This window comes from Alteromonas australica (assembly GCF_000730385.1).
In the GTDB taxonomy this organism is placed as follows: Bacteria; Pseudomonadota; Gammaproteobacteria; order Enterobacterales; family Alteromonadaceae; genus Alteromonas; species Alteromonas australica.
The window spans coordinates 3050690-3075751 of record NZ_CP008849.1 but is presented as its reverse complement, the minus strand read 5'-3'; the positions used below and the strand labels follow the sequence as shown (position 1 = coordinate 3075751).

Sequence of the window (25062 nt, the reverse complement as noted above, 5' to 3'; positions counted from 1 at the left end):
TATTTTCATCAGTCATTGCATGTGGTCTCATAAACGCGTGTACTGACCAACTTCTCAAAGTTTAGGGGCCCTTAGATGGCAGATATCGATGCTGAACAAGAATTACGAAAAGACCTGGCTGCCGCTTATAGGCTGATGGATTTAGAAGGCTGGAGCGATATGATTTTTACGCATATTTCCGCTCGTATGCCCGATGAAGCAAACCGTTTTTTGCTCAACAGTTACGGTTTATTGCCAGAGGAAGTTTGTGCGTCGAACTTGGTCATGGTGGATGTACAGGGAGAAAACGCCGATAACAGCCCGGCTTCTGTTAATCCAGCGGGCTTTACTATTCACAGCGCATTGCATATGGCCCGGCACGACGCCCACTGTGTAATGCACACACATACTATGGCGGGTATGGCGGTATCGGGGCTGGCCGAAGGCCTACTGCCGCTTAATCAAACCAGTATGGAGTTCTTTAATCGTGTGGCCTATTACGACTATCAGGGCATTCCTTTGGAATGCGATGAACGCGAAGCAATCGTGGCCGCCATGGGCGACAAAAACAGCATGATTCTACGCAACCACGGGTTATTAACCGTTGGCCGTACTGTTGCCGAGGCCTTCTATCGCATGTATTACCTCAATAAAGCCTGCGAAATTCAGGTGGAAATGATGCAAACAGGCGGGAAACTACTTATCCCCGCTGATCATATTTGTGAGCATGTTGCCCAACAGGCTTCCAACCCGCGCTATATGGCGCAAAGTGTTGATCTTATCTGGCAGGCAATGTTGCGTAAATTAGATAGAATCGACCCTGCTTACCGTTCGTAACCTGTTTGGACCTACCATTAAGACCAGCGCTTACTTATCAAGCAGGGTAGTCCAACTACTATCGAGTTAGGCGCATAGTCTATTTTTGCTTCAAAGCGCCGCTTCTTACAATCTCACTACGCAAAGGTTAAAAAGTTTTAATGAAGTGCTAATCTGTTTTGGTCAGTTGCCCGTTTATAACCTCATATTCCTTCGCTCACGTTATGTGATGTAAGCCATGTTTATGAGGAGAGGCTGGTTTCTATGGACGACCCTACACTCATTATCCTGATGTATTTCATCATACCCATCTGGTTTCTGGCGGGCATTGTTGACTGGTATTGTCATAAGCGAAGCAATATTTCCGGCACTAGCGGTGCAAAAGAATCCCTTATCCATTTACTTATGTTCGCCGAAGTGGGCATTCCGCTTTTTATGGTACTGATTTTTGAAGTCAACAGCTTAATTATCGCTATCAGTATTCTGCTTTTTTTTGTGCATGAGGCTACGGCAATGTGGGATGTATCCTATGCTGTAACCAAGCGCCATGTTGGGCCAATCGAACAGCATGTTCATAGTTTTTTAGAAATGATCCCGCTGCTTGCCTTAGTACTGGTGGTGGGGCGACATTGGGAACATTTCATAGCACTTTTTGGTGTTGGCAATATGTCTCCCGACTTCGCGTTAGAACTGAAAGAGGACCCTTTACCCACATGGTATTTAGTTACCGTATTATTGATAGCACTCGCTTTGGAGTTTGTTCCCTATCTGGAGGAATTAATGCGTGGTTTAAAAGATAAGAATCAAAAAAGTAGGGGCGAGCCCGGTGACATACGCACCAAAAACATCAGCCCTGTTTCACATGAGCAAGCCGAAGCGGCTAGCCCCTATGATACATCCGTGGCAGGGGAAGAAGACCCCGGTGTGGCATTAGAAGAATTGGTAGAGGATAGAAAGGTGAACCCGATTCACCCGAAGCGCTAAATTGCTTTTATCGCATGCAAATTGCTTGATGTAAGGCTGCACATAGCGCGGTGCGATAAAGCGTAGAGTGTGCAATCGCAAACTTTGGTTTCGATTTTATCGTAGGACAAACTCTAGCATACCCCGCAAAAATTAATGGGGTCAGAGTACATTTCATTTTTTCAAAATGTACTCTGACCCCATTTTTTCCAATGACTAAGTAAAGAAAAATACCTATTAATAAGTATCATCAGCGAAACAGGTTATAATGGACGATAAATGTAAATAGGAATGAATATGAAAGTTTGTGGTGTAGATTTAAAAGGTAACGAAGCCGTTGTGAGTTTGTTATCGCTTGTTGACGGTATGTTCCACCTTCCCGACTGCCGTGTACGCCGATTAACGCTAGCCGATACCAGTGCCAAAGGGCTAAAAAGCTTTCAAAGTACTTTTGCTAAACTCGTAGCCGACTATAAAATTGATGCGGTAATAATCCGCCAGCGTCAAAGCAAAGGTAAGTTTGCGGGCAGTGCCATTGGTTTCAAACTAGAGGCGGCTATTGAATTAATTGAAGGGTTAAACGTTGTTGTTATGAGCCCAACAGATATTAAAGAGTCGTTACGCAGAAACCCAATCGCTGTACCCTTTTCAGAGACAGGCTTAAAGCAATTTCAAGAGACTGCTTTTACCAGTGCATACGCGTGGCTTATGAAAAATGAGTATGCTTCGCAAGATTCAGGTGAGCTCTAAAAGCTGAATGCTAGTAGCTTAGTTTTAATCGCGGTGTAAATGAAATAAATGGGGTCAGAGTACATTCGCCTATTTCAAAAAGTACTCTGACCCCATTGTTTAAGCGTATCTTATTAGCGGCGTTTTCTACGTCCTTTCGATTTGCCTTTGCGCTTTGTTTTATCGTCGGCTTCGAAATTTCCGTATAAGTCATCTTCCTTTTCAACAACGGGCGGCTTTGGCATCGGCTTTGGCGTAAAGCCAGCAATAAACGTCTTCTTAAATTGTCGACCAAGAAAGCGTTCTATAGCCCTCAATTGTTTCGCTTCATCATCGCTAAATAGTGAGATAGCTAACCCCTTAGAAGACGCGCGGCCTGTACGACCTATTCTGTGAATATAGTCTTCGGGTACATAGGGTAGGTCGATATTAATCACACATGGTAATTGTTGAATGTCGATGCCTCTGGCGGCTAAGTCTGTGCCAATCAACACTTTTATACTGCCACTTCTAAAGCCATTCAATGCCAATGTACGCGCATGTTGCGTTCTATTGGCGTGAATAGATTCTGCAGTAATCCCTATTGCTTCAAGATCATTTCTTAATGTATCTGCACCGCGTTTGGTACGTGTGAATACCAATATTTGAGACCAATCATGGTTTTCAAGCAGTTGAATCAGTAGTTCGTGTTTTCGCTCCTTGTCCACCGGGTGCAAAATTTGTGTGATGTTGTCGATGCGATCCTGCGCTGTGGCTAATTCAATTGTCATGGGGTTGCGTAGCATCGCGGTGGTGAGTGCTTTTATTTCTTTTGAAAAAGTAGCCGAAAATAGCAGCGTCTGACGTTTTTCTGGTAACAGACTTTGTATGTGATGAATATGGTCGATGAAACCCAAGTCCAACATGCGATCGGCTTCGTCTAGCACGAGTATTTCGAGATTCTCGAAGTTAATTGCACCTTGCTCATATAAATCGACCAAGCGCCCAGGTGTTGCAATGAGGATGTCGACACCTTTTTCCAACGCAAACTTTTGGGGCTCGATACGTACACCACCAAATACGGCCGTTGAGCGAACATTCACGTTTTGACTGTATTTATCAACGTTATCGGCAACCTGCGCTGCAAGCTCCCGAGTTGGAACAATAATTAGCGCCCTTATACCGTGAGCTTGCGGTCTTTGCGTGGAAGCCAATAAATGCAAAATAGGTAAGGAAAAGCTGGCCGTTTTTCCGGTGCCTGTTTGCGCAATCGCAATGACATCTCGCTGGCTTAATATGGCTGGAATAGCTTCCTTTTGAATAGGGGTAGCGGAGGTATAGCCTTTTTCAGCAACAGTGTTCAAAAGTTCGGCACATAGGCCTAAAGCGCTAAATGACATAAGAGGAAAGCCCACGACACATTAAAATTGGCGTCATAATACGTGTTGTTGGAAATTTTTGTGTCACTATTTTATCCCTAGCCTAACTATTCACCACAAGCTTTCTAAAAATACATCTCACTTAAGCATTCGGCTGAAGTTCTAAAAAGAAATGGGGTCAGAGTACATTACGATTTTGCAAAAAGTACTCTGACCCCTTTTTTACGCTCCAGCATTGGAAATTTAAACTATTTTGAAAAGTTGGTGAGAGAAACTGCTTCATTCTTTCACAACCAATATCGAGACGGGTAAACAAACCAATACTTTCAAGGCTTGAGATTAAAGTGCGATGGTTTTAGATTAAGTGAAGCTGAAGTTAGTTCATGTGAGCATTATTGCGGCTATATAAATGATGCAATGACCAGCACTGGAGCACTACTCGCACAAGTTAGAATGGATTGGGTTTTTATGGTTCTGAGGCTATAGGATACTAGCTGTATGGCTTTCTAGAAGTGAAAAGCCTTACTGTAGTCCGAAGCACATATATCAAACTAGGGACCGAGTACAATTATGTTAAACGGTGCTGTCCCCCTTTTGTTTTTTAATTTATAAGTAAACAACAATATATGGGAAAGGATGATGAAAACTACTTTTAATAATAAATTGTTAGCCACCTTAATGTTCTCTACTGCGATTATTTCATGCAGTGCAACGGGAAAACGACAAGATTTAACCGTTGTAGAAACGAGAACTTATATTAGCAATCAGTGTTTGGTTACTTCCAATAATAGCGCTATGGATAAGGGAATAGGCGCCGTTGTTGCTGCCACACTCATTCCAGTAGCGGTTAACTGGTTTATCGATCAAGTTACTGAATCTCTGACCAAAGTGAAGAAAGTACAAAAGGTAAGCACTACTGAATTTTACTTATACACCTATGACAAAGAGGATAAATATCCAAAATGGAATAGTGACTTTAAGTGTATTACTAGTATCACTGGCGTTTTTGAAGACGAAGCGTTGGAAAGCGGTTTACTTGATGAATTAGACAATACCTCGTCACAAGTTACTCTTGCCAATATAGACACGCGTGACAACGAAGTTCATCAAAGGCTGAAGGATAATGAGATCTTTGTTAGTGAGGTTTACTCTATTTTTGAGAGTAAATTAGAGTTCTCCAAAGATGCGTCTGCATTTAAGTTTGTTAGTCAGTATCTTGATATTAAGAATCTACTTACCAACAAAAACTCAACAGAATTGGTTTACAGTTATGAACTCGTTGGCCCTGGTTCGACTCCAGATTCAGTTGTATTGGCGTCTGCAGCGTTTAATTTTGGTACGGTAAAACCAGGCTTATTCTACGCTCCCTTAAAATTTAAAAAGGGCAAAGAGTCTGGGTGGATTCGGACAGTGGGGATGTCAAAAGAGTCGCTGTTATCTTTTATTAGCCAGCATCACTTAAACGCAGAGAATAAAATAACGCACTACTCTCCCATTAAATTGAAAGCTTCCAATATACAAACAAATAAACCTAGTGATGGAGCAAAGTTAGTGGCCGCAATACTGGGTGAAGCCAAAGAGACACTGTCAACAGCGGCGGTGGCGAAGCTTGTTCCGGAAGATAAAGATGAGGTAGCAAAGAAGCTTCTCGATGCTCAGATTGCTTATCAAACAACGAAAGTTGCCATCGTCGATGCGTCTGGCGAATCTGAAGACCACCAGCGCTTAGCTGAGCTCCAAGCTAGGAAGGCCTGCGAAGCATTGAAAGAGTTGGATCCTACTACTTTGTGTAGCCACCAATGAGTAGGTGGAACGCGTTACCGTATCTTTCATTTATTTGCTTATCTTCAATTTGCCTAAGCCAAACTAACGAAGATTTGATAATTGAAAAGCCTTTTCAATTGAGTATTTCAAATTACCAATCGCTGGAAGCGCTGTGGGAGAAAGATGTTGATGATGCAAATAACTATAAATACGTGTTAGATGTGGCTGCAAAGTGGGCGTTGTCTGATGTACCTTTGACCGTTTGCTTTTTGGATGGCGACAAGGGCGATCGAGTTCGAGTTAAAAAGGCAGCAGAGCAATGGTCAAAGGCAATCAAAGAGGACTTGTTTGATTTCGGGCCGCGACGAAAACCACAGGATTGCAAGGGCGAATACCCTGGTGAAAATATACGGATCTCGTTTAGTGGCAGTTCTCTTTCAACCTATCGAGGTCAACTAGGTATACGGAAAGTTGCAGCGCACAATCCAACAATGATACTTGGTGGATTTTCAAAGTCGAAGCCTTCCGGCGATGGCGTTTTTACGCATTGGGTGCTACATGAATTTGGACATGCTTTAGGGTTGGTCCATGAGCACCAAGGGGAAAATAGTGCTTGCGAGCAAGAATATGATTTAGAGAAAATTTACGAGAAACTTGAATCTCCGCCTTTTCATTGGAGCAGAGATGAAGCAATTGCCAACATTAAAACGATGTATTTAGACGACGTACAAACATCGCCGTTTGATGAAAATTCGATTATGTTGTACCCGTTCCCTACGGAGTATTATAAGCAAGGAGAGAAGAGTCACTGTTACGCAGAAGTGCACGCTACTTTATCTGAAAAGGATAAGCTATTTGCGAATTCGTTTTATTCTTCCATTGCCAGTACCAAACAAAAAAATATGATGTTACGAAGTTTATACCCCGAACAAGTGACCGTTGCTACTAAAGGGCGTATGGGAGAGCAGGCTCTTCTGACACAGGATGTTGAATTGTCGAGAGAGGCAGCACTAGAGGTACTCAAACTTAAAATTCAGTCAGAGAATATCTCTGTTAAAGAGAAAGAGTCTTTGCTGGTCCTACTTGAGTAAAAACAAAGAAATGGGGTCAGAGTACATTACGATTTTGCAAAAAGTACTCTGACCCCTTTTTTGCGCTCAATTCCATTAAAATAGCTGGTTTTGTGATTTTCTTTATTTTTCAATGTATTGAAGTCTACGTTAGCGATTTTTGACTTGCTTCCATTTGCAAAGTGTTGAACAAATTTTGCACTTTGTTACAACTTTCATATTAACAATACAAAAAATAGTGGGTAGGTTGGAATTTCAATAATAAAAAACCATGGAATGATCATGCTCAATATAAGCGGCCTTACCAAAACCTATCCAAATGGGGTTAAAGCCCTGAACGGAATAAACTTGTCAATTCCCAAGGGAATGTTTGGGCTACTTGGCCCAAACGGCGCCGGCAAATCGTCATTGATGAGAACTATTGCGACTTTGCAAACGCCCGATACCGGCACTATTCAGTTTGATGACATTGATGTATTGGCAGATCCCAACGGGTTGCGGCAGCGCCTAGGTTATTTGCCACAGGATTTCGGTGTTTATCCGCGCATTAGTGCTGAAAAGTTACTTGATCACCTAGCGGTGCTAAAAGGGATCAATAATAGTTCGGAGCGCAAAGACGCAGTAGAAAGCCTATTGGTTCACACAAACTTATGGCAACACAGAGATAAAGCCGTGAGCGGGTATTCTGGAGGTATGCGTCAACGTTTTGGTATTGCTCAGGCGTTATTGGGCGACCCTGATCTTATTATCGTTGATGAACCAACGGCAGGACTCGACCCTGAAGAGCGAAACCGGTTCCATAATTTGCTGGTTAGCCTGGGTGAAGAGAAAGTCATCATACTTTCTACCCATATTGTTGACGACGTGTCAGAGCTTTGCCCGAAAATGGCGGTGTTAGGGCAGGGTAAAATATTACTGGAAGGTAATCCCATCAGTTTGACCCATGAGCTGACTGGGCGTATCTGGCGCAAACAGGTTAGCCAAGACGAGTATCGAGAGCTTGAGCAGCACCTTAACATTATCTCTGCTCGCCTCATTGCCGGTAAGCACGTTATACACGTGATGGCAGACACTTCGCCTGAAGGCTTTGAACAGGCGCCCGCTAACCTTGAAGACGTCTATTTCTCTACGCTGCATAACAGCCGCGCTGCGACTGCTGCGTAAGGAGACCAAAGATGTTTCTAAATAGCCTAACTTTTGAGTGGCGTTATTACCTTCGCCAACCTTCGTTTTACGTCACTATGTTGGCGTTTTTCTTACTTCCCTTTATGGCCACAACCACCGACAATGTGCGTATTGGTGGTGGCGGTAATGTGCTTTATAACGGCTCGTTTGCTATTACACAAACCACGCTCATCATGGGGATTTTTGCGTTATTCCTCTTGGTGAACTTTGTTTCAGGCACAGCCACACGAAATCACTCAAGCAATATGGGGGAACTGGTCTATACCCGCCCCATAACGCCGTTGTCTTACCATTTGGGCCGTTTCATAGGCGCTTATTTGATAAGCATCAGTGTGTTTGCCATGGTTCCCATCGCTATATTATTGGGCTCTTTAATGCCGTGGGTAGATCAAGAGCGAATAGGACCAACACACTTAAGCTTCTATCTAACAACCTTTTTCTACTTCTCCGTGCCCAGTATGCTGGCACTAGGTATGATTTTTTATGCCATTGCCCAGCGCCTGCGTTCTATGATGGCGGCGTATCTGGTCGCCATGGGTATTTTTATTTTTTACCTTATTAGCGGAGTGGTAACGTCTGAGCCTGAATACCGTACCATTGGCGCATTGCTTGACCCATTTGGTCTGCGCACGTATGCAGAGATAACCCGATATTGGACGGTATTTGATAAGAACACCGCAGTTGTGTCGCTGGAAGGAGTGTTGTTACATAATCGTCTTATCTGGCTAGGTATAGGCGCACTGATATTGGCCACAGTCGGCAGTATTTATCACATGCATTGGCAGCAAAAAGCCCGTAACGAGAAGCCATCCAAAGCCTCTCAAGTTCCCCCGCCTTCAACGCTGAACCTCACCATAAAAGCACACAGTGGCAGTCAATTTGGTAAGTTGCTAGCGCGTATTGGCTTTGAAATGCGCCAGGTGATGTTTAGCCCAGCCCTTCTTGTACTGATGATATTCACTTTGTTTAACCTTACTGCGGTTTTCTTTGTGCCCATAGGCGGTATTTACGGTACACCTGATTGGCCGTTAACTTACAAGATGGTGGAGTTCATTCGTGACAGCTACGGGCTGATGATGCTTATTGTTATCACCTACTACAGCGGTGAAATAGTGTGGCGCGAGCGTGGTTCAGGTATGGGCGATATCGTCGATGCGACCCCAGCATTTAACCTTGTATTTTGGGTGTCTAAGCTACTTGCGATGTGGGCTGTAACCGCTTTATTGTATGCCATTGGCATTATCTTTACGGTGATTTTCCAGGCCACTCAAGGTTATTTCAATTTTGATTTTGGTACTTATCTGATTGGCGTCTATTTTGTGTCTTGGGTTCCTTGGGCCTTACTGGCTGTGCTGGCATTTTTTATTCAGGTATTAAGCCCGAATAAGTTTGTGGGCATGTTACTGTTCGTTGCTTATTTTATTATTAGCTTGGTGTTTGCTGAACTTGGGCTTGAGCACAATATGTGGAGCTTCAGCGACGCCCCCCAGGTATTGTATTCCGACTTAAATGGCTGGGGCTGGTTCCTAGGGCCGTTCGCTTGGTACATGCTGTATTGGAGCGCGCTATCGCTTGCGCTTTTCACTATTGGCTATGCCATGTGGCAGCGTGGCCCAGAGGTTTCGCTAAAACACCGATTCAAGCTATTGAGCTATCAGTTGGGCACCTCTGGAAAGACACTGCTGGCTGCTAGCCTTATCGTATTTGTACTTACGGGCGGCTATATTCATTACAACACCAAGGTAGTGAATACTTTCCTTACACAGGATGAAACCTTCGAGGTGCAACATGAATACGAACGCCAATTCGTACAATTTGAGGATGACGCCATTCCAGTGGTCACTCGCATTAATGCGAGCGTAGACATTTATCCAACCGCGCGTCGTATTGAGGCATCAGCTGACTTTACCGTTAGCAACCCATTCGATGCGCCGATTTCACGCACTTTAATTTCCGTACCGCGATTCACCACACAATGGGATATGGAAGTTACGGGGGCGAAAATTACCGAGCGGTTCGACAACCTTCGTGCGGCCTGGTTGTCGTTCGATGAACCATTACAACCAGGTGAAACGCGAAATGGTACGTTAACGGTACTGCGTGAAAGCAAGGGTTTTAAAGACGGCAATTTCGACCTTCAGGTAGCTGAAAATGGGACTTTCATTGATAACGCCTCGTTGTTTCCTTCTTTCGGATTTAATGCACAATACCTGATAACAGACCGACACGAGCGACGTAAACGTGATTTACCACAGCGCCCTCGTGCAAATAAACTGGAAGATACCTCTCGTTACCGCGAAAGTGGCTTTGGTAAGGGCGTCACCTTTATCGACTTTGAAACCACCGTGTCTACCAGTAGCGACCAAATAGCTATCGCCCCAGGCTATTTGCAAAAAGAATGGCAAGACAATGGGCGTCGCTATTTCCATTATAAAATGGATGCACCCATCGTAAATTTCTTTTCTTACCTTTCAGCCCGTCACAACGTTAAAAAGGACGTTCACAATGGCGTGAATATCGAGGTGTATTACCACCCTGAACACAACTGGAACGTGGATGTGATGGTAAAAAGTGTGAAAGATTCACTTGATTATTTCACTCACGCGTTTGGCCCTTATCAGCACCGACAGATGCGGATTATTGAGTTTCCAGGCTATCGCTCATTTGCACAGAGCTTTGCTAATACTGTGCCGTACTCTGAGGAAATAGGGTTTATTGCGGACCTGCGCGACCCAGAGGATATCGACTACGTGTACTATGTTACGGCGCACGAAGTTGCTCACCAATGGTGGGGGCATCAGGTGGGCGCGGCAAATGTACAGGGCCAATCAATTATCGTTGAAAGCCTGTCTCAGTACAGTGCCATTATGGTGCTACGTGAACGCTTTGGTGAAGAGAAAATGCGTCGTTTCCTCAAATACGAACTCGACCGGTATCTGCGTGGTCGCGGCAGTGAACTGATTGAGGAAATGCCGTTTATGCGAAGTGAAAATCAGCAGTACATTCACTATCGCAAAGGCTCTGTTGTCATGATGGCAATCCTCGACCGTTTAGGTGAAGAGCGGGTTAACACCGCGCTTAAAAACTTCTTAGAAGACTACAAGTTCAGTGATGCTCCGTATCCAACTACGTTAGATCTTCAGGCTGCTCTAAACACACAGGCCACAGAAGAAGAGCAGCAGTTTATTGCAGATTTGTTTGAACGCATTACGCTGTACGACCTGAAGATGCTATCCGCCGAAACTGACGAAACCAACGAGGGCAAAATTCAAGTCACCATGACAGTTTCAGCGGCAAAATTTGAAGCAGAAGGCGATGGTCGCGAGACAGAACGCGAAGTAGATGAGTACATTGATATTGCGCTGTTTAGCGGTGATCCTGAGGATGTATCTGGTGACACTAAAGTGCTTTACAACCAAAAGCACAAGCTAACGAATGGGGAAAACACCATTACCGTTACGGTAGAAGAAAGGCCTGCATATGTGGGCGTTGATCCATTCGTGAAAATGATCGACAGAGACAGCGGCGATAACGTTATCCAACTTTAAACCTCGCCAAGTAAAAAATAATGGGGTCAGAGTACTTTAATTTACTTTAAAAAGTACTCTGACCCCTTTTTTGTTGCCTTACATTCGCTAATCCTTGTTTCTTTTGCACAAAATAAATATACATTCACGGCAAGATGTAAGTTAGGTATTATACTTTGGTCTACGTAGTGTGGTCGTTGCGTTAAACCGAAAGGATGCATAGTGTTCAAAAAAGTATCAAAGTCCGATCTTGTTATTGCTGTTTTCTGCGCCATTTTTATCTGTATTTTGGCTGTATTAGCCAACATTTTATGGATTGAAACTAAGCGGTTCAGTAACGACGCAATCGACCAACAATTCGATGTGTTGCGTAAGGATTTCCAAAACCAAATTAACAACGTCGTTTTGGATGCGCGTTCAATTGCTATTCAAGAAAGCCAAAGCACGCTAATAACCGACGCACTAGTTGAAGAGAAAGCGAAAAGCTATCTTACATCTCATTGGTCGGCGCTTTTTAATGTTTACCCTAATTTGCAGCAAATTCGTTATATTACCTTAGATGGGCAAGAACAATTACGCGCAGAAAAATCCTCTGATGCCCTTATTTGGCGAGACACGCAAGACTTGCAAAACAAAGCTGATCGGTATTATTTTATTGAAGCGGTGGAGTCGCCAAAAGACTTTTATATTTCGCCCTTAGATTTAAACAAAGAGCGGGGTGTTGTAGAACTTCCTTACCGCCCCACGATTAGAAGTGTAGCCAAGTATCGTGTGAATGGGGAAGTCGCGGGTTTAATTGTGCTCAACTTTGACCTTCGTCAGGTGTTTATCCGCTTAGACAGCCTTCAAAAGCAAAATGCGCATTGGCTAATTAACCCCGATGGCTTCTTTCTCGCAGCGCCTAACGATACTGCATGGGGTTGGTTGCTAGATAGGCCCGAGAACCAAGTTAGCATGCAGTTTCCTGGCTTTGAAAGTCGCTTTAATGGCAATGAAAACCAAGCCCCAGAAGCGCATTTTTCATCCAAGTATACCGATGGAATCATTCCGATTAGTAACAGCAATACAAAAGATACGGATATTGAAGACGCTTATTACTGGCTAGTGATGGAAAAGCCCACTGATGTCGTGGCATACATGCAACGAACGAAACACTTTATTACGCTTGGGTTTGTGTTGGCGGCGTTGTTTTTAATTGGCTTAGCGTATTTGTTAATTAGGCTGCTTAGGCAGTTGAACTTGGAAAAAGAGCTAGCAATAAAGGCAAAGAATAAAGCCACAAATGCTGAGAAGGCCAAGGCCGACTTTCTGGCAAGAATGTCTCATGAAATCCGCACACCGATGAATGGTGTTTACGGCTTACTACAAATTACACAAGGCGAGCGTAATTACAAAAAAATAAACGACAACATTGAACAAGCCATCACGAGTTTTTCTTTGCTAAGTAGAATTATTGATGATGTGCTCGACTTTTCAAAGATAGAAGCCGGAAAGCTAGATATGGTTGAGGCGCCGTTTCGGTTAGACAGTTTGCTCAATCAGGTTGGAAAAATGATGAGCCGTGCTGCATACGGTAAACATATAGAGTTGTGGATTGATGTCGACCCTAAATGCCCTAAACATGCAGTGGGGGACTCCGTCAGGCTGAATCAAATTATCAGCAACTTGATTAGCAATGCAATAAAGTTTACATCGCGAGGGGAAGTAAACTTAAGCGTTGATTTACTCGCGGAAAATGATGAGACGGTTCAGCTGGGCTTTGAGGTTCAAGATACCGGCATTGGTATGACTGAAGAGCAAGCTAGCCAAGTATTTGGTGCATTTACGCAAGCGAGTAGAGATACCAATAGCAAGTTTGGTGGCACTGGGCTGGGGCTCAGTATAGCCAAACAGTTGGTTGAAATGATGGATGGAAAAATTGGTGTGGTTAGCCAAAAAGGCAAAGGCAGCAAATTCCACTTTAACGTTGTACTGAAAAAAGCCTCTAAGGCGCAAGAAGAAGACGCTAATGAGCAGGATGTAGTGTCTTATCAAGCCATTATATTTACCCAAAATGTGAATGTCGAAACAGGTATTAAGCGCCAATGTTCAGTGCTTGGGTGGCCCTCATACGTGGCTACGAGTGTTGAAGAATTAGCGTCGCACAAAACAGCTAAAAGTTTGCCCCGAGTCATTTTAATTGATGAAGCTATTTTAGATGTGATTAACAAAGATGCGCTGGCGTCTTGGCAACGAGAGCAAAAAGAAGCAACGCACTTAGTGATTGTTTCTCATAACAGAGAAGGGTTTGATGATCACTCTCTTGTTCTATTTGATGATCTGCTTTATAAGCCATTTACGCCGTCTACGCTCTACGATACGGTAATTTCTTGTAACTCATCCTCTACTAGCCTTATGGAGAGTGTGTCAATAGAGGGCGATGAAAAGCTGTTGGCTAAAACCCTTATTCTAGTGGTTGAAGATAATCCAATTAACCAGCAAGTGGCAGGCTCTATGTTGAAGGGGGCGGGTGCCATTGTTAAGTTCGCTGAAAATGGGCAAGAGTGCTTAGAGCTTTTGTCCAGCGGATTTAAACCTCATTTGATATTGATGGATATGCAGATGCCGATTATGGGGGGCATAGAGGCTACCGAGCATATTCGTGAAAACGCAATGTGGGACAATATTCCTATTTTGGCCATGACTGCCAATGCGATGGAAGCGGATAAAAAACGTTGTATAGATGCTGGCATGCAAGGGCATATCGTTAAACCTGTGGTTAAACAAGCGCTAATCACCGCCGTTAAATCACGGCTATAAAAAGCTAAAAAAATGGGGTCAGAGTACATTTTTCATGACGCACTTTGGCGAAAAGTACTCTGACCCCATTTTTTCTGGCTAAGATTTGCCAGTCGCTTTATCTCCCCAAATTTCTTCTAAGCGTTTATCGCGCCCACAGTTCCAGCGGTATAATTTGTAGCGCACGGGGCTTTTTTTGTAGAAGTCTTGGTGGCCAATTTCATCACCCTTAATCGGGTAGAAAGTGGATGCGTTTAGTATTGGTGTTACCACGGTTTGTTTAGGAAATTGTGCCTGTATGGCATTTTTGGTTTCCTCGGCAATTGCTCGTTCTTGGTCGTTGGCCACAAATATTGCGCTTAAATAGCTTGGGCCTTTATCACAAAATTGACCGCGGGCGTCGAAAGGGTCTATGTTCACCCAATAGTGATCGAGTATTTGTCGGTAAGATACTTTGCTTTCGTCATAAGTGATTTTTACCGCTTCATAGTGCCCTTTGTGATCTCCATTGTAAGTAGGGTTTGGCGTAGTACCGCCAGTGAACCCCGAAATAACACGGGTGACGCCATCTAATTTTTCAAAGTCTGATTCCATACACCAGAAGCACCCACCCGCTAAAACAGCCTCGTCAGCGTTGGCCACAGGCGCAACAAGCAGGGCGCTTAACAACAATGCAGATAAAATAAATTTCATTATTAACCTATAAGAGTAACGTTTAATTAGAAAATACGGCTTACTCATACAGAACGGATTAAGTTGAAATAGCTTTCAATGGTTTTCGGGTGATTGCGCGTAAAATTTTCAATTGACTATGTAGGCTACACGTACCACCTATATATAGATACTGGTAATGGGGAGGGGGAAATGTCTGTAGCCTTTATAAAATAAGGCCTTTAGCTAAGGTTTAAGGTCGGCAAAGCACTTGCATCGATATGTTTTTAATATACAAACCGTATCTAGGGTTTGGACGAAAAACGCAAGGAGATAATTGATGAGCATAGTTAAATCAGGCAGCGCAACCTATAAGCCTTTAGGTAAAGAGGGAAAAGGTAGTATTTCTACAGAAACCGGCGCATTAGCTAATCAGCCTTACGGATTTAATACGCGATTTAAAGAAGGGAAAGGAACTAACCCTGAAGAGCTCATTGGCGCGGCACATGCGAGCTGCTTTACCATGGCATTGTCCTTCGCATTGTCAGAAGCGGGCTACGACGATGGTGAACTAAACACCACAGCAAGAATAAGCTTAGATAAAAATGACGACGGTTATGAAATTAGTCAGTCGGCACTTACCTTAGACGCCAGCGTTGAGGGCATTAGCGAAGACGAGTTTGACAATATAGCGCAAGAAGCCAAAGAGAACTGCCCTGTTTCGCAACTGCTTGATACCAAGATTACCCTCGAGTTTACTCTTAACCAGTAACCACAAATAATGGGGTCAGAGTACTTTATAAAGCTATAAACTCTGCCCTCATTTTCCTAGGCTCTGTTAAGCGCTTCGTAAAAATGCAAAGGAGTGAATAAAGTACTCTGACCCCATTTTTTATTCACTCCCCATGTATTACGGATACCTTTTACTACTTACCAGCAAAAATGTTGTCACACTTTTCTCGTGGCGTGTTTCTTAGTTATATGTCCAGCAAATGATTTGCTGTCCATTTTTATAAACGAGAGGAATACGAATATGAAACGGGTCTTACATGTGAGCAAATGGCTATTACAGGGTCTAAAGAGAACTACTTTGGTTCAGTCCACTGGGTTTTGGCAGAAATTTGCTGTGTTTATGCTAATTTTAGGCGTGGTAATACCAACTGCGTTACAAGCCAAAACTATGATCACTCCCAGTGATGAGCGTATTACAAATCTAGGCACTGCTATTGTTGAACAGCACGCAAGTAATACGAATAAAAAAGCGATTATCTTTATCCCTGGTTTGATGTCGAACGCGTCGGTTTACGAGGGGATTACAGAACATTTTAATTCGCAGTTTGATGTTCATATTGTTGCGATAAAAGGCTTTGGGGGCACGCCTCAAAACGGGGAATTTAATTTCGACACGTTAATAAAGGAGCTTCGCGATTATATTGCAGTCAACAAGCTAAGCAAGCCTCATGTCGTTGGGCATAGCATGGGAGGGTTAATAGCGTTAACCCTTGCTGCAGAGCATGAAGAGATAATTGGGAAAGTGGTATCAATAGATGGCTTGCCATTTATTGGGCCTGTTTTTACGCGTAGTAACGATACTGAAGTAAGCCAACTTGAGCCGCAAGCCCAAGCATTTAAGGCTATGTTTAGTGCAATGAAGCCTGACCAATTGGCAGAGCAAACAAAACGCGGTATTTTTATTCAAGCCACAGCGCCTGATGATCAAGCTCGCATCATCGAAATGGCAAAAGACTCTCACCCGCCAACGGCTGGAAATGCCATGTATGAAGTCATGACAAGAGATCTCAGGCAGCCTCTTAAACACAGCCAAACCCCTATACTCATGTTGGGCGCATCGGGAGGCTTTAGTGATGATGCTCAATACCAGCACGCACAGTATTTATATGAACAACAATTTGTTGATGTAAAGAATGCTAAAGTGGTTATGAACACAGAAGCGCGGCATTTCATTATGTACGACCAACCGACATGGTTAGTGAATCAAATTCGCTCATTTTTGGAGAAATAGGGATGTTGAATGCTCAGATAGCACACGCCGAGAGTGCCGACATTATCTTGGCTCAACAGGGCGATCAGCAAGCCTACGAGCGTATTATTCGTCGTTCACAGAATTTGGTAAGTACCATTGCGCTAGCAATTGTGAAAGATGTGGATGATAGCGAAGAAATAGCTCAGCAAGTGTTCGTAAGTGTATGGCAAAATTTGAAGCAATTGAAAAAGCCGGAAAGTTTCTTGCCTTGGCTCAGGCAAACCACGCGATATGCGGCGTTGAATTTCCTTAGAGACAACAGAGTTAACGCCCGCGTAGATTCCGATGAAGCCACTTTACTGTTAGCGCAAATGGCGACTGCCAACGACGTGCAATATGAAAAACTTAGTCAAGAACAACACAAGCGTCTAGTTGCACAATTTATCGACCAGCTTTCTGAGGAGAGTAGAGAAATAGTACTGCTTTACTACCGTGAAGAGCAATCCAGCAAACAGGTGGCACAATTGCTGAACCTCACTGAATCCTCCGTACGAAAAAAGCTCTCACGTGCGCGGGTTGCTTTGAAAAGTGAGATGCTAAAGCACGTAGGTAGTGCTATTTACAGTACAGCCCCCAGTATTGGTTTTAGCGCTGTGGTGCTGGGGTTAATCACCCCAAGCGGGCCTGTTGCCGCTGCTATGGTATCAGGCAGCCTAACGTCGGTATCGGCGGGAAGCAAAGCGGGAAGCAGTTTCTGGTTGAAAGCGTTAAGTATATTGGGCGGGTCGCTCATCGGTGCATTTATGGCCGTATTGGTAATCATGTGGTCGTCGAAGACGGCGCTGTCAAACTTGCCTAACAAAGACAGCAAACGCACTATGAAGCGCTATCGAAACGAACTTATAGCCTGGGTTTTACTTTGGGGGCTGGTTATTACCGCCGCATATGAACTCACTCTTGATTGGGTGGCGCCGGTGGTGACTTACACCATATTTGCTTTTGGTTTATTCGTGTTGATGATAAGAAACATGGCTTTTCTTCACGAAAATGCAGAATTCAATGAAAGTGGTAAAGCAAAAAGGAAAACCACTGGTTCTATGAAGGTGTTGAATTATGCATGTTTAGTGCTGGGTATTGGCAGTGGCTTTGCGGGGGTTATTTGGGGGCTTATCTCTAATGGAAGGCTAACGCTTTAGGCTTTGTTGCTTGTGTGGGGTGATGAGTTTAGTGCTATCTTTGTTGCTCGAATTTTGCGTTCATTTTAGTGAGCTCGCTATGTAATAGATTTAACTGCACGAAAAAGCCTTCAACCTTGTCTTGTTCGTTTTGTTGGATGGTTAACTCTATTGACCTCGCAAGCTCAGCTAACCCATAAGCCCCGATGTATTTAAGCGCTGTAGTGTAAATATGTGCAATCCTTAATATTGACGAGAAATCTTTTTCGTCAATGGCAGTGCGAAGCGCATGTAATTCGGGGCCGAGTGCTACAAAGTCGTTAGTCAATTCTGTATACAGGGATTCATCATTTAGCAATGCCTGCATCGCTTGCTTTTTATCAATAAAGCTAAGGGAATTAGGCACAAACGCATCAGAAGAGGCTAAACCTAATGGCGCTTCGTTGCTGGGTATTGAATGTAACTTTTGATCGTTTAGCACTTCAACGAGCACATCGAAAAATCGATTTGGGTCCACAGGCTTATTGATATGCCCATCCATTCCTGCCGCATGGCTCTTATCTATATCTTGCTGCATAGCGTGGGCGGTCATCGCAATAATTGGAAGAGTGAGTTTCAATTCTTCGCGAATGCGTTTTGCTGCGGTTAAACCATCCATGATGGGCATCTGAATATCCATCAATACCACATCGAATGTGCTATCTTCGCGTAGCGCCTTTAACGCCTCTAACCCATTATTGACAACGCTAATGGTAGCATGAGTATCGGTTAACAAACCCAGTGCTACCTTCTGATTCAGTGCGTTATCTTCGGCAAATAGAATTTTTATGCCAGTGAGATCGGGTACCTGAATAGTGTCTGCTGCTTTTACATTACTCTTCACCGTAAGGCAGAGCTCTTGAAGCTTGTTGACTAAGTCGCTGCTACCAAAAGGCTTTTTAATAAAGGTGTGAATGCCTAGTTGGTTCGCTTGTTCACGCATATGTGGCGACTCAAAGGCATAAAGCATAATCACCTTTGGCTGTTTATTTGGAAACTCCTGGTTAATGATGGCAGCCACTTCCAAACCATCTATATCGGGCATATTCCAGTCTAATATAAGAACATCATAGGGGTGGTTACTGGTGACGGCCTCACGCACTCTCGTCACCGCTTCTTTACCGCCGGTGGCTTTGTCGGCGTGAATATTCGCCATGGATAAGGCTTCGGTAATAGCTTCGCGAGACATACTGATGTCATCAGCAATCAGCACCTTAAGCGCTGACAGTTGCATAGATGGTGAGACAATCTGCTGCGCAGGATCTTGCTTCACATTAACCGTGAAATGAAAACTTGCGCCTTTTCCTAGTTGGCTTTCTACCCAGATGTCTCCACCCATTAAAGTGGTGAGCTGCTTACAAATTGCCAGCCCCAAGCCGGTACCACCGAAGCGACGTGAGATAGACTCGTCACCTTGGTTAAAGGGCTTGAACAGTTTGGCTTTTTGTTTACTACTCAAGCCTATTCCCGTGTCTTTGACTTCAAATTCAAGCTGAATATTTTGTTCTTCTTTTGTACATCTCACGCTCACGGAAACTAGCCCATCTTCCGTAAACTTTAACGCGTTACTTAGCAAATTACTTAATACTTGTTGAATTCGCAGGGGGTCGCCAACTAAGTTATGCGGCACATCTCTGGCAATGTGTTGAATGAGCTCTATGTGCTTTTCATCCGCGCGGGCTAAATGAAGACGAATGGTCTGATTCACCAAGGCATCTAAATTAAATTGGGTCGACTCTATATCTAACTTTCCGGCTTCGATTTTTGAAAAGTCTAGAATATCTTTGATGATGGCGAGGAGCGTTTGCGATGCCCCTTCTATTTGTATAAGGTTGGTTTGCTGCTCTTGATTTTCTGCAGCACGCTGTGAAAGCTTGGTAAGACCGATAATAGCATTTAATGGCGTACGTATTTCATGGCTCATACGAGCAAGAAAGTCAGACTTAGCTTTGGTGGCTTTTTGCAAATCTTGCGTAAGATTATCCAGCGCTTTACGCTGTTGCCTGGTGCGCATTAAAAGGCCAATAACTAATACCAAAGACAAAATAACGCATCCGATAAAATACAGCTGGAAAGTGTTTTGCTTTTGTTGAATGAGATTGCGCTGCTCTTTTAGCTGGTTGTCTTTTTCCAGCAACTCTATCGTTTCTTCTTTTTCGGATATCGCTAGACGTACGCGATTCAATGCCAGCAGTCTTGACTGTTGTTCGTTGAAACTTTGTGTATACACTTCTCTATATTGCTTTGCATAGTTGAGTGCCATGCGATAATTATCTGCCGCTTCATAGAGAGTAATCAACTGTTCTAGCAGGTCTAAAAGTACGACTTTGTCGTTTTGAATAGCCGTTTTATTTAGCCCGGCTTCTAGTTCCGCAATGGCGAGTTCGTTCTCACCTCTCTGCCTATATATCTCGGCTAGTTGAAGTAGGTAAGTGCCTTCGTTGTACCGAAAGCCAACTTGACGATCTACTTCGGCTGCTTGATTTAGCTTTTTCAATGCCTCGTTTAAATTGCCCTGAGCAATGTGAAGGTCTGCCATGGCACTATAAACAATGCCCATAAAGGGATACTGAACCTCGCTTAACAGGTTGTCGGCAAGTAATAAGTTAACTTTGGCTTCTTGGTAGTTTCCCAACCTCTTTTGTGTGTATCCCTGGAAAAAATACGCAATACCTTCATCTTGACGGCTATGAAAACGTTGGGCGGTAGACAGGTATTGCTGTCCGAACGTCAACATTTGTTCATAGTCTTTCAGCGACATGTAGACATTCCCCATACCACTGTATACCAGCAATACCCTCGAACTTTGCACTTTATTGTATAGTTCCAAAGAGCGGTTTAATGCTTCTAACGCATTCGCGTGCTCGCCAGAGAAATCTAAAATTAATCCTTCTAATCGATAGGATTCGGCTAGAGCCAGTATGTTATTGCTGGCATTTGCAAACTCACGAGCCTCTAGAAGGAGTTCGTAACCTGCCAGGTAATTCTGTTTTAGAATGTGGTGGTAGGATTTTAGGTTTAAATAGCGCGCCTGTTCAAAGTCGTTGGTGTTGTTGACAAAGAAGTCTTCTAACTTTGAAAGTGTGTCGTCAACCGAGGAGTCGTTTTCGCGAATTCGATCTCTTAGCCCGTCTAGTAAACTGAGGGGATAGGAAGCGGTATCTGCTAGCGCCTGAAAGGCGAGCAGGGGCAATGCCACCAGAAAAAAGATGGCATTTATGTTACGGCAGATACATCGCATCATTGACTGCAGTGTTTCAACTAATAGTTAACAACACGAATGGCTTTACTTGTATCGTCAAAGCGTTTTGCTACTTCGTCCCAATCTTTGTTTTCAATCAGTTTTAGTTCTTCATCCGATAGGCCATAGTCGGCAGCAATTCCTACGGGATCTTTTTTATACGCTTCCATCAATTTACTGTTTGTGTCTAATTCTACTAAGAAGTCTACTATCGATTTTGCCATTTTTATTTCCTGTTAGTTTATGCTTGGGTTTCTATAATTAATCACTTGTTGTTCCGTTAAACCTAACTTGGCTAAACGGTCCTGTCGGTACTCTGGCAAGCCTAGCGACGGAACAACCAGAGTGGAAATCAATGTAAGTTTGGCGAGCGTTAACTCGCTAAGCAGAATCTTTTGAATTTTGGGCTCGCAGATAGGCAAGGTTGCCGCTTCGTAGATAATAAGCTCATGATTGTCGGGGTAATGCTCGCGCAGGATATCTGCCAACATCACAAGTCCTGGCTGATTGTGCGTGGCATCTAGCACGCTTAACGATGCTTCTCCCGCTAAGCCTATTTGCCATATGATTTGCGTCATATAAGGGTCGATGCGGTAATCGCGAAACAAAAATTGCGTGGCTTCATAAGACTGACAGCCAAAGCGCGATGGGTCTATGCCTAAGTCAGCAATTAAACAATCTTCCGCTGACACGCCCGGCAGCATTTGAGCGTTAAGACCAAGCTCTCTTACCCTGCGAATAGCCTCGTGAGAAGGAGTGACGAAAACGCCGGGGTGGCCATAGAATGCCACGCATACTTTGTGTCCATCAGATACAGCCTGCACAATACGGTCGGCCATTTGGTCATAAGTGACAGCACGTGATTTACCCTCTTGGTAGAGGTCATCCAATGAAATACTGTTAGGATTGAGGTTTTTGACAGCATGTTCGCCAACTTTATTCATGATACCCATGAAGACGATGTCAGCGTTTTCGATGTGGCTTTTTGCAGCTAATGTCATTTGCCCTGCCACACTAATCCCTGTGCCCACAACAATCAACTGTCCTTTTTTGGCGGTGTCCATTATTTCCTTAACCAATAACCACGCTTAATCTGAGATTCACTATAAAATAGATTTCAACTATTTACTATGCCGACAAGTTGAGAATAATGGGGTCAGAGTTAATTAAAAAGTACTCTGACCCCATTATTTCAGTGAAGTGACCTTAAACCGGTGTTTAAAACGGAGTAATTTGAAAAAGTATCGTATTTTGGTCAATCCGGAACTTTGTGTGTATGAAGCCTGTATAGCCTTCAATACTTCATCTGTAACGCTGTTTTTTACAGTATCACTTAGCACTAAATGATTGGAGTTACTCACTTTGTTATATGCGGTTAAGTTGCTTTCGTCTTCACTGTCCCAATGAATAAAGCTGCCTAATTGCAATTTTGGCGTGTGGATATCTCTTTTTCCTGTTGTCATTCTTGGCTTAAATTGAAGAACCCCCTCATATTGATCAACCACCGTTAACGTTTTAATTGTTTGAAATGTCGCTAAGGGAGCAAATAGGTTGAGAAAACCCTTTTCCATTCGTTTATAGAGTAACGGAACGGTGAGAACTGCACCGTTGTCGGCCGTAAGTTGAATGAACGTATTTGTTTGAAACCCGTTTACAAAAAAGCCAATTAACTTCTTTTGTGTGGATATCGACACAGTGTGGCCTTTTTCACACTCCAGATATTGTGCTTCAGTTAATGAATTTTTATAGTTTCTTATTTCGCCTTCATTAAGATGGGTTGAAACTATCTCAAAGTTCTTACTGTAATCTACACACTCAGCTCCGTTTGTTATGTGATCATAGTGATGACTAATAGCCACACCTAGGTAATAACCTATTTTATTTGATATTTCATCTTTAGGGTGTGCGGGGTGATTCGAATACACGTCGTCATATAAATATTGATAAACCTTAAGCAGCGATGAAAAATCGATAAACTGAGCGCCCATGTTATTGGCAAGGTTTTCTCTGTCAGTATAAATAGCGGATGGCTTTGCAAAGAAATCGCGAATCGCAATTCCTAGAACAATTAGTTTGGTTTGCGAGGAGATGGTTGAAACGACTTCAAGCAGAATACGCTTATTTTGATTGCTATAAGAGTAACCCGGCGTTTGTAATGCATATTGTTCATCATTTGGTACAGAATCCAGCACCACTAAATCATAGCTAGTGAAGTCCATCTTGGCATATTTAGAAAACTGTATGCCTGGTGAAGCACCTGAAGATAAGCTGGTCCATGACGCATTAGGGAGTGCTCTTTTCAAGCCACTAACATAACCATTTTTCAAAATAGAATTGGATGTTCCCAGTATTAATATGTTCATTCCTGACAGCCTTTATCCTTTTAATAACAACCGCTTAATGTCGATAAGACAATAAGATACTATCATTCGGGGCAAGATATTACTTCATTAAAGTGAGAAATGGGGTCAGAGTACTTTAAAAGGCTCTTGAATTGAGTGATCTAAAGAGCAGCATACAAAGTGTTGTATCGCCTTTGCTGATATTTAAAATCCCACTACCATTAGCTAGGTTTACCTTTGTTTTACAGTTACCTTCGAATGTATTGAAGAACAACATTCCTAATGAAGTTGCTTCACTGGTATTAAAATGTCGGGCCATAAATAATGGGGTCAGAGTACTTTAATGAGAGTACATTAATGAGGGTAGATTAGTGAGAACATTAATTCCTTGAAAATACGCTGTGCCTTTTTATGGCTTATCTAAATTGCTAGGAGCTAACATGAAACTATGGATTAAAATACTTTTGCTAGTGTTGGGAGCGATACTCATTCTTATTGTATGGGGGCTAACATTAGACAAAAAATTCACTGAAACCAGCACCGCTGCCTACATACAAACTAGCCATGCATTATTTGAAGAAATTGGCATTGACCCTCAATCTCATTTTGTAAATACCCAAGGACCTGTTAAGCGTGTCCACTATTACGAAATGGGGGAGGGCGAACCTCTAATTTTGATCCACGGAGGAGGCGGTTATGCATCTCAGTGGTATACCATTATGGATGAACTCGCTAAGTCCTATCACATATATGTTTTGGATCGCCCTGGAAGTGGATTAACTGATAATTTTATCTATGGTGAAGTGGACCTAACTAAACACGGCGCTGCGTTCATCCGTTCTTTTATGGATGCTCTAAAATTAGATAGTGCACATATAGTAGGGCATTCCATGGGTGGATTATTCAGTGTGAATTTTGCAGGCATCTACCCCCAACGAGTAAAAAAGCTGGTGCTGATTGGGCACCCTGCTGGCGGCACCGAAACCATCCCTCCCCAAGTCGTAATGATGGGCCTACCGGCCGTTAATAAAATACTGTTAAAGCTAATTGGCGAGCCGACAATAAAGGGAAGTAAGGATTTTCACGGCATGATGCTGGTGCATAAACCAGAGCAATTACCTGATATCTATTGGCAAAATGATGTGAATGCTCAACTTATTCCCGGAAGTGCTCGCTCATTTAATTCACTGCTTGAAAACTGCGTGGAGTTTGGCGGGTTCAATGAGGCGTTTCTTATTCAAAATACATTGTTTAACCTGCCCCATCACGTGACCTTTATTGTTGGTGATAAAGATGTTTGGGATACGATAGAAAATGCTGAATATTTAGCATCGAAAATGAATAATGCCACGGTTCATGTAATAAAAAATGCCAGTCACTTGCCATGGCTTGATGCACCTGAAGAAAGTGCACAACTCATCTTAAGTGCCTTAGAAGGGAATTGATGGCACGCCAAAAATG

The 25062-nt window shown here is 43.2% G+C and carries 18 protein-coding genes; 12 read left to right on the top strand and 6 right to left on the bottom strand.

From position 1 onward, the window contains the following. Nucleotides 1-75 precede the first annotated feature (75 nt). The 3 genes from EP13_RS13615 to EP13_RS13605 all read left to right on the top strand — a co-directional run bounded on the left by EP13_RS13615 (nt 76) and on the right by EP13_RS13605 (nt 2508). On the top strand, nt 76-816 hold the full coding sequence (locus EP13_RS13615) for a class II aldolase/adducin family protein (RefSeq protein ID WP_044057758.1): 741 nt from the start codon (nt 76-78) through the stop codon (nt 814-816). A 243-nt stretch (nt 817-1059) separates the two neighbouring features. Beyond that, nucleotides 1060-1779 carry a hypothetical protein gene (locus tag EP13_RS13610; RefSeq protein ID WP_044057757.1) on the top strand — a complete coding sequence of 240 codons (720 nt, stop codon included), beginning with the start codon at nt 1060-1062 and terminating at the stop codon, nt 1777-1779. Nucleotides 1780-2055: 276 nt separating this feature from the next. After that, nucleotides 2056-2508: a DUF3010 family protein gene (locus tag EP13_RS13605; protein ID WP_044057756.1), complete on the top strand. Its 453-nt coding sequence runs from the start codon at nt 2056-2058 to the stop codon at nt 2506-2508. 113 nt (nt 2509-2621) lie between these two features. Here the strand turns inward: EP13_RS13605 and EP13_RS13600 are convergent, their stop codons facing one another. Beyond that, on the bottom strand, nt 2622-3866 hold the full coding sequence (locus EP13_RS13600) for a DEAD/DEAH box helicase (RefSeq protein ID WP_044057755.1): 1245 nt from the start codon (nt 3864-3866) through the stop codon (nt 2622-2624). Nucleotides 3867-4481: 615 nt separating this feature from the next. Here EP13_RS13600 and EP13_RS13595 point away from each other — a divergent pair. The 5 genes from EP13_RS13595 to EP13_RS18930 all read left to right on the top strand — a co-directional run bounded on the left by EP13_RS13595 (nt 4482) and on the right by EP13_RS18930 (nt 14190). Continuing rightward, complete coding sequence (locus EP13_RS13595; RefSeq protein ID WP_156026758.1) at nt 4482-5648, top strand: hypothetical protein; 1167 nt, start codon at nt 4482-4484, stop codon at nt 5646-5648. Further along, a complete protein-coding gene (locus tag EP13_RS18935) occupies nt 5645-6700 on the top strand; it encodes a zinc metalloprotease (RefSeq protein ID WP_052364418.1) in 1056 nt (351 codons plus the stop codon). The genes EP13_RS13595 and EP13_RS18935 overlap by 4 nt, the downstream gene beginning before the upstream one ends. 261 nt (nt 6701-6961) lie before the next feature. Then, nucleotides 6962-7843: an ABC transporter ATP-binding protein gene (locus EP13_RS13585; protein ID WP_044057753.1), complete on the top strand. Its 882-nt coding sequence runs from the start codon at nt 6962-6964 to the stop codon at nt 7841-7843. A gap of 11 nt (nt 7844-7854) precedes the next feature. Beyond that, the gene (locus EP13_RS13580; protein WP_044057752.1) at nt 7855-11412 is read left to right on the top strand and encodes an ABC transporter permease/M1 family aminopeptidase; all 3558 of its coding nucleotides are present in this window, start codon (nt 7855-7857) and stop codon (nt 11410-11412) included. 201 nt (nt 11413-11613) lie between these two features. Continuing rightward, complete coding sequence (locus tag EP13_RS18930; RefSeq protein WP_052364417.1) at nt 11614-14190, top strand: hybrid sensor histidine kinase/response regulator; 2577 nt, start codon at nt 11614-11616, stop codon at nt 14188-14190. A 78-nt stretch (nt 14191-14268) separates the two neighbouring features. Here EP13_RS18930 and msrA read toward each other — a convergent pair whose 3' ends face one another. After that, entirely contained in the window at nt 14269-14862 is a 594-nt protein-coding gene (gene msrA / locus EP13_RS13570) for a peptide-methionine (S)-S-oxide reductase MsrA (RefSeq protein WP_044057751.1), read from the bottom strand. 298 nt (nt 14863-15160) lie between these two features. Here msrA and EP13_RS13565 point away from each other — a divergent pair, with 298 nt between their 5' ends. The 3 genes from EP13_RS13565 (at nt 15161) to EP13_RS13555 (ending at nt 18000) form a co-directional block, all read left to right on the top strand. After that, nucleotides 15161-15592, top strand: a complete 432-nt coding sequence (locus EP13_RS13565) for an OsmC family protein (protein ID WP_044057750.1) — start codon at nt 15161-15163, stop codon at nt 15590-15592. 261 nt (nt 15593-15853) lie between these two features. Further along, nucleotides 15854-16843, top strand: coding sequence for an alpha/beta fold hydrolase (locus tag EP13_RS13560; RefSeq protein ID WP_081869508.1), 990 nt, complete (start codon nt 15854-15856; stop codon nt 16841-16843). A 2-nt stretch (nt 16844-16845) separates the two neighbouring features. Beyond that, nucleotides 16846-18000, top strand: a complete 1155-nt coding sequence (locus EP13_RS13555; RefSeq protein WP_052364415.1) for an RNA polymerase sigma factor — start codon at nt 16846-16848, stop codon at nt 17998-18000. Nucleotides 18001-18034: 34 nt separating this feature from the next. Here the strand turns inward: EP13_RS13555 and EP13_RS13550 are convergent, their stop codons facing one another. The 4 genes from EP13_RS13550 to EP13_RS13535 all read right to left on the bottom strand — a co-directional run bounded on the left by EP13_RS13550 (nt 18035) and on the right by EP13_RS13535 (nt 23622). After that, the gene (locus tag EP13_RS13550; RefSeq protein WP_044057749.1) at nt 18035-21262 is read right to left on the bottom strand and encodes a response regulator; all 3228 of its coding nucleotides are present in this window, start codon (nt 21260-21262) and stop codon (nt 18035-18037) included. 17 nt (nt 21263-21279) lie between these two features. After that, entirely contained in the window at nt 21280-21483 is a 204-nt protein-coding gene (locus tag EP13_RS13545; protein WP_044057748.1) for a hypothetical protein, read from the bottom strand. Nucleotides 21484-21495: 12 nt separating this feature from the next. Then, nucleotides 21496-22323: an SAM-dependent methyltransferase gene (locus EP13_RS13540; RefSeq protein ID WP_044057747.1), complete on the bottom strand. Its 828-nt coding sequence runs from the start codon at nt 22321-22323 to the stop codon at nt 21496-21498. Between the two features lie 123 nt (nt 22324-22446). Next, nucleotides 22447-23622 carry a hypothetical protein gene (locus EP13_RS13535; RefSeq protein ID WP_044057746.1) on the bottom strand — a complete coding sequence of 392 codons (1176 nt, stop codon included), beginning with the start codon at nt 23620-23622 and terminating at the stop codon, nt 22447-22449. Nucleotides 23623-24041: 419 nt separating this feature from the next. On the opposite strand from EP13_RS13535, the gene EP13_RS13530 reads away from it, so the two are divergent. Then, the gene (locus EP13_RS13530; RefSeq protein WP_044057745.1) at nt 24042-25046 is read left to right on the top strand and encodes an alpha/beta fold hydrolase; all 1005 of its coding nucleotides are present in this window, start codon (nt 24042-24044) and stop codon (nt 25044-25046) included. Nucleotides 25047-25062: the final 16 nt, after the last annotated feature.

Coding starts and splice junctions, on each gene's coding strand:
- EP13_RS13550 (WP_044057749.1), bottom strand. CDS start 21,262: ATGATGCGATGTATCTGCCGTAACATAAATGCCATCTTTTTTCTGGTG.
- EP13_RS13605 (WP_044057756.1), top strand. CDS start 2,056: ATGAAAGTTTGTGGTGTAGATTTAAAAGGTAACGAAGCCGTTGTGAGT.
- EP13_RS13530 (WP_044057745.1), top strand. CDS start 24,042: ATGAAACTATGGATTAAAATACTTTTGCTAGTGTTGGGAGCGATACTC.
- EP13_RS13595 (WP_156026758.1), top strand. CDS start 4,482: ATGATGAAAACTACTTTTAATAATAAATTGTTAGCCACCTTAATGTTC.
- EP13_RS13555 (WP_052364415.1), top strand. CDS start 16,846: ATGTTGAATGCTCAGATAGCACACGCCGAGAGTGCCGACATTATCTTG.
- EP13_RS13615 (WP_044057758.1), top strand. CDS start 76: ATGGCAGATATCGATGCTGAACAAGAATTACGAAAAGACCTGGCTGCC.
- EP13_RS13560 (WP_081869508.1), top strand. CDS start 15,854: ATGAAACGGGTCTTACATGTGAGCAAATGGCTATTACAGGGTCTAAAG.
- EP13_RS13610 (WP_044057757.1), top strand. CDS start 1,060: ATGGACGACCCTACACTCATTATCCTGATGTATTTCATCATACCCATC.
- EP13_RS13580 (WP_044057752.1), top strand. CDS start 7,855: ATGTTTCTAAATAGCCTAACTTTTGAGTGGCGTTATTACCTTCGCCAA.
- EP13_RS18935 (WP_052364418.1), top strand. CDS start 5,645: ATGAGTAGGTGGAACGCGTTACCGTATCTTTCATTTATTTGCTTATCT.
- EP13_RS13585 (WP_044057753.1), top strand. CDS start 6,962: ATGCTCAATATAAGCGGCCTTACCAAAACCTATCCAAATGGGGTTAAA.
- EP13_RS13540 (WP_044057747.1), bottom strand. CDS start 22,323: ATGGACACCGCCAAAAAAGGACAGTTGATTGTTGTGGGCACAGGGATT.
- EP13_RS13535 (WP_044057746.1), bottom strand. CDS start 23,622: ATGAACATATTAATACTGGGAACATCCAATTCTATTTTGAAAAATGGT.
- EP13_RS13545 (WP_044057748.1), bottom strand. CDS start 21,483: ATGGCAAAATCGATAGTAGACTTCTTAGTAGAATTAGACACAAACAGT.
- EP13_RS13565 (WP_044057750.1), top strand. CDS start 15,161: ATGAGCATAGTTAAATCAGGCAGCGCAACCTATAAGCCTTTAGGTAAA.
- EP13_RS13600 (WP_044057755.1), bottom strand. CDS start 3,866: ATGTCATTTAGCGCTTTAGGCCTATGTGCCGAACTTTTGAACACTGTT.
- msrA (WP_044057751.1), bottom strand. CDS start 14,862: ATGAAATTTATTTTATCTGCATTGTTGTTAAGCGCCCTGCTTGTTGCG.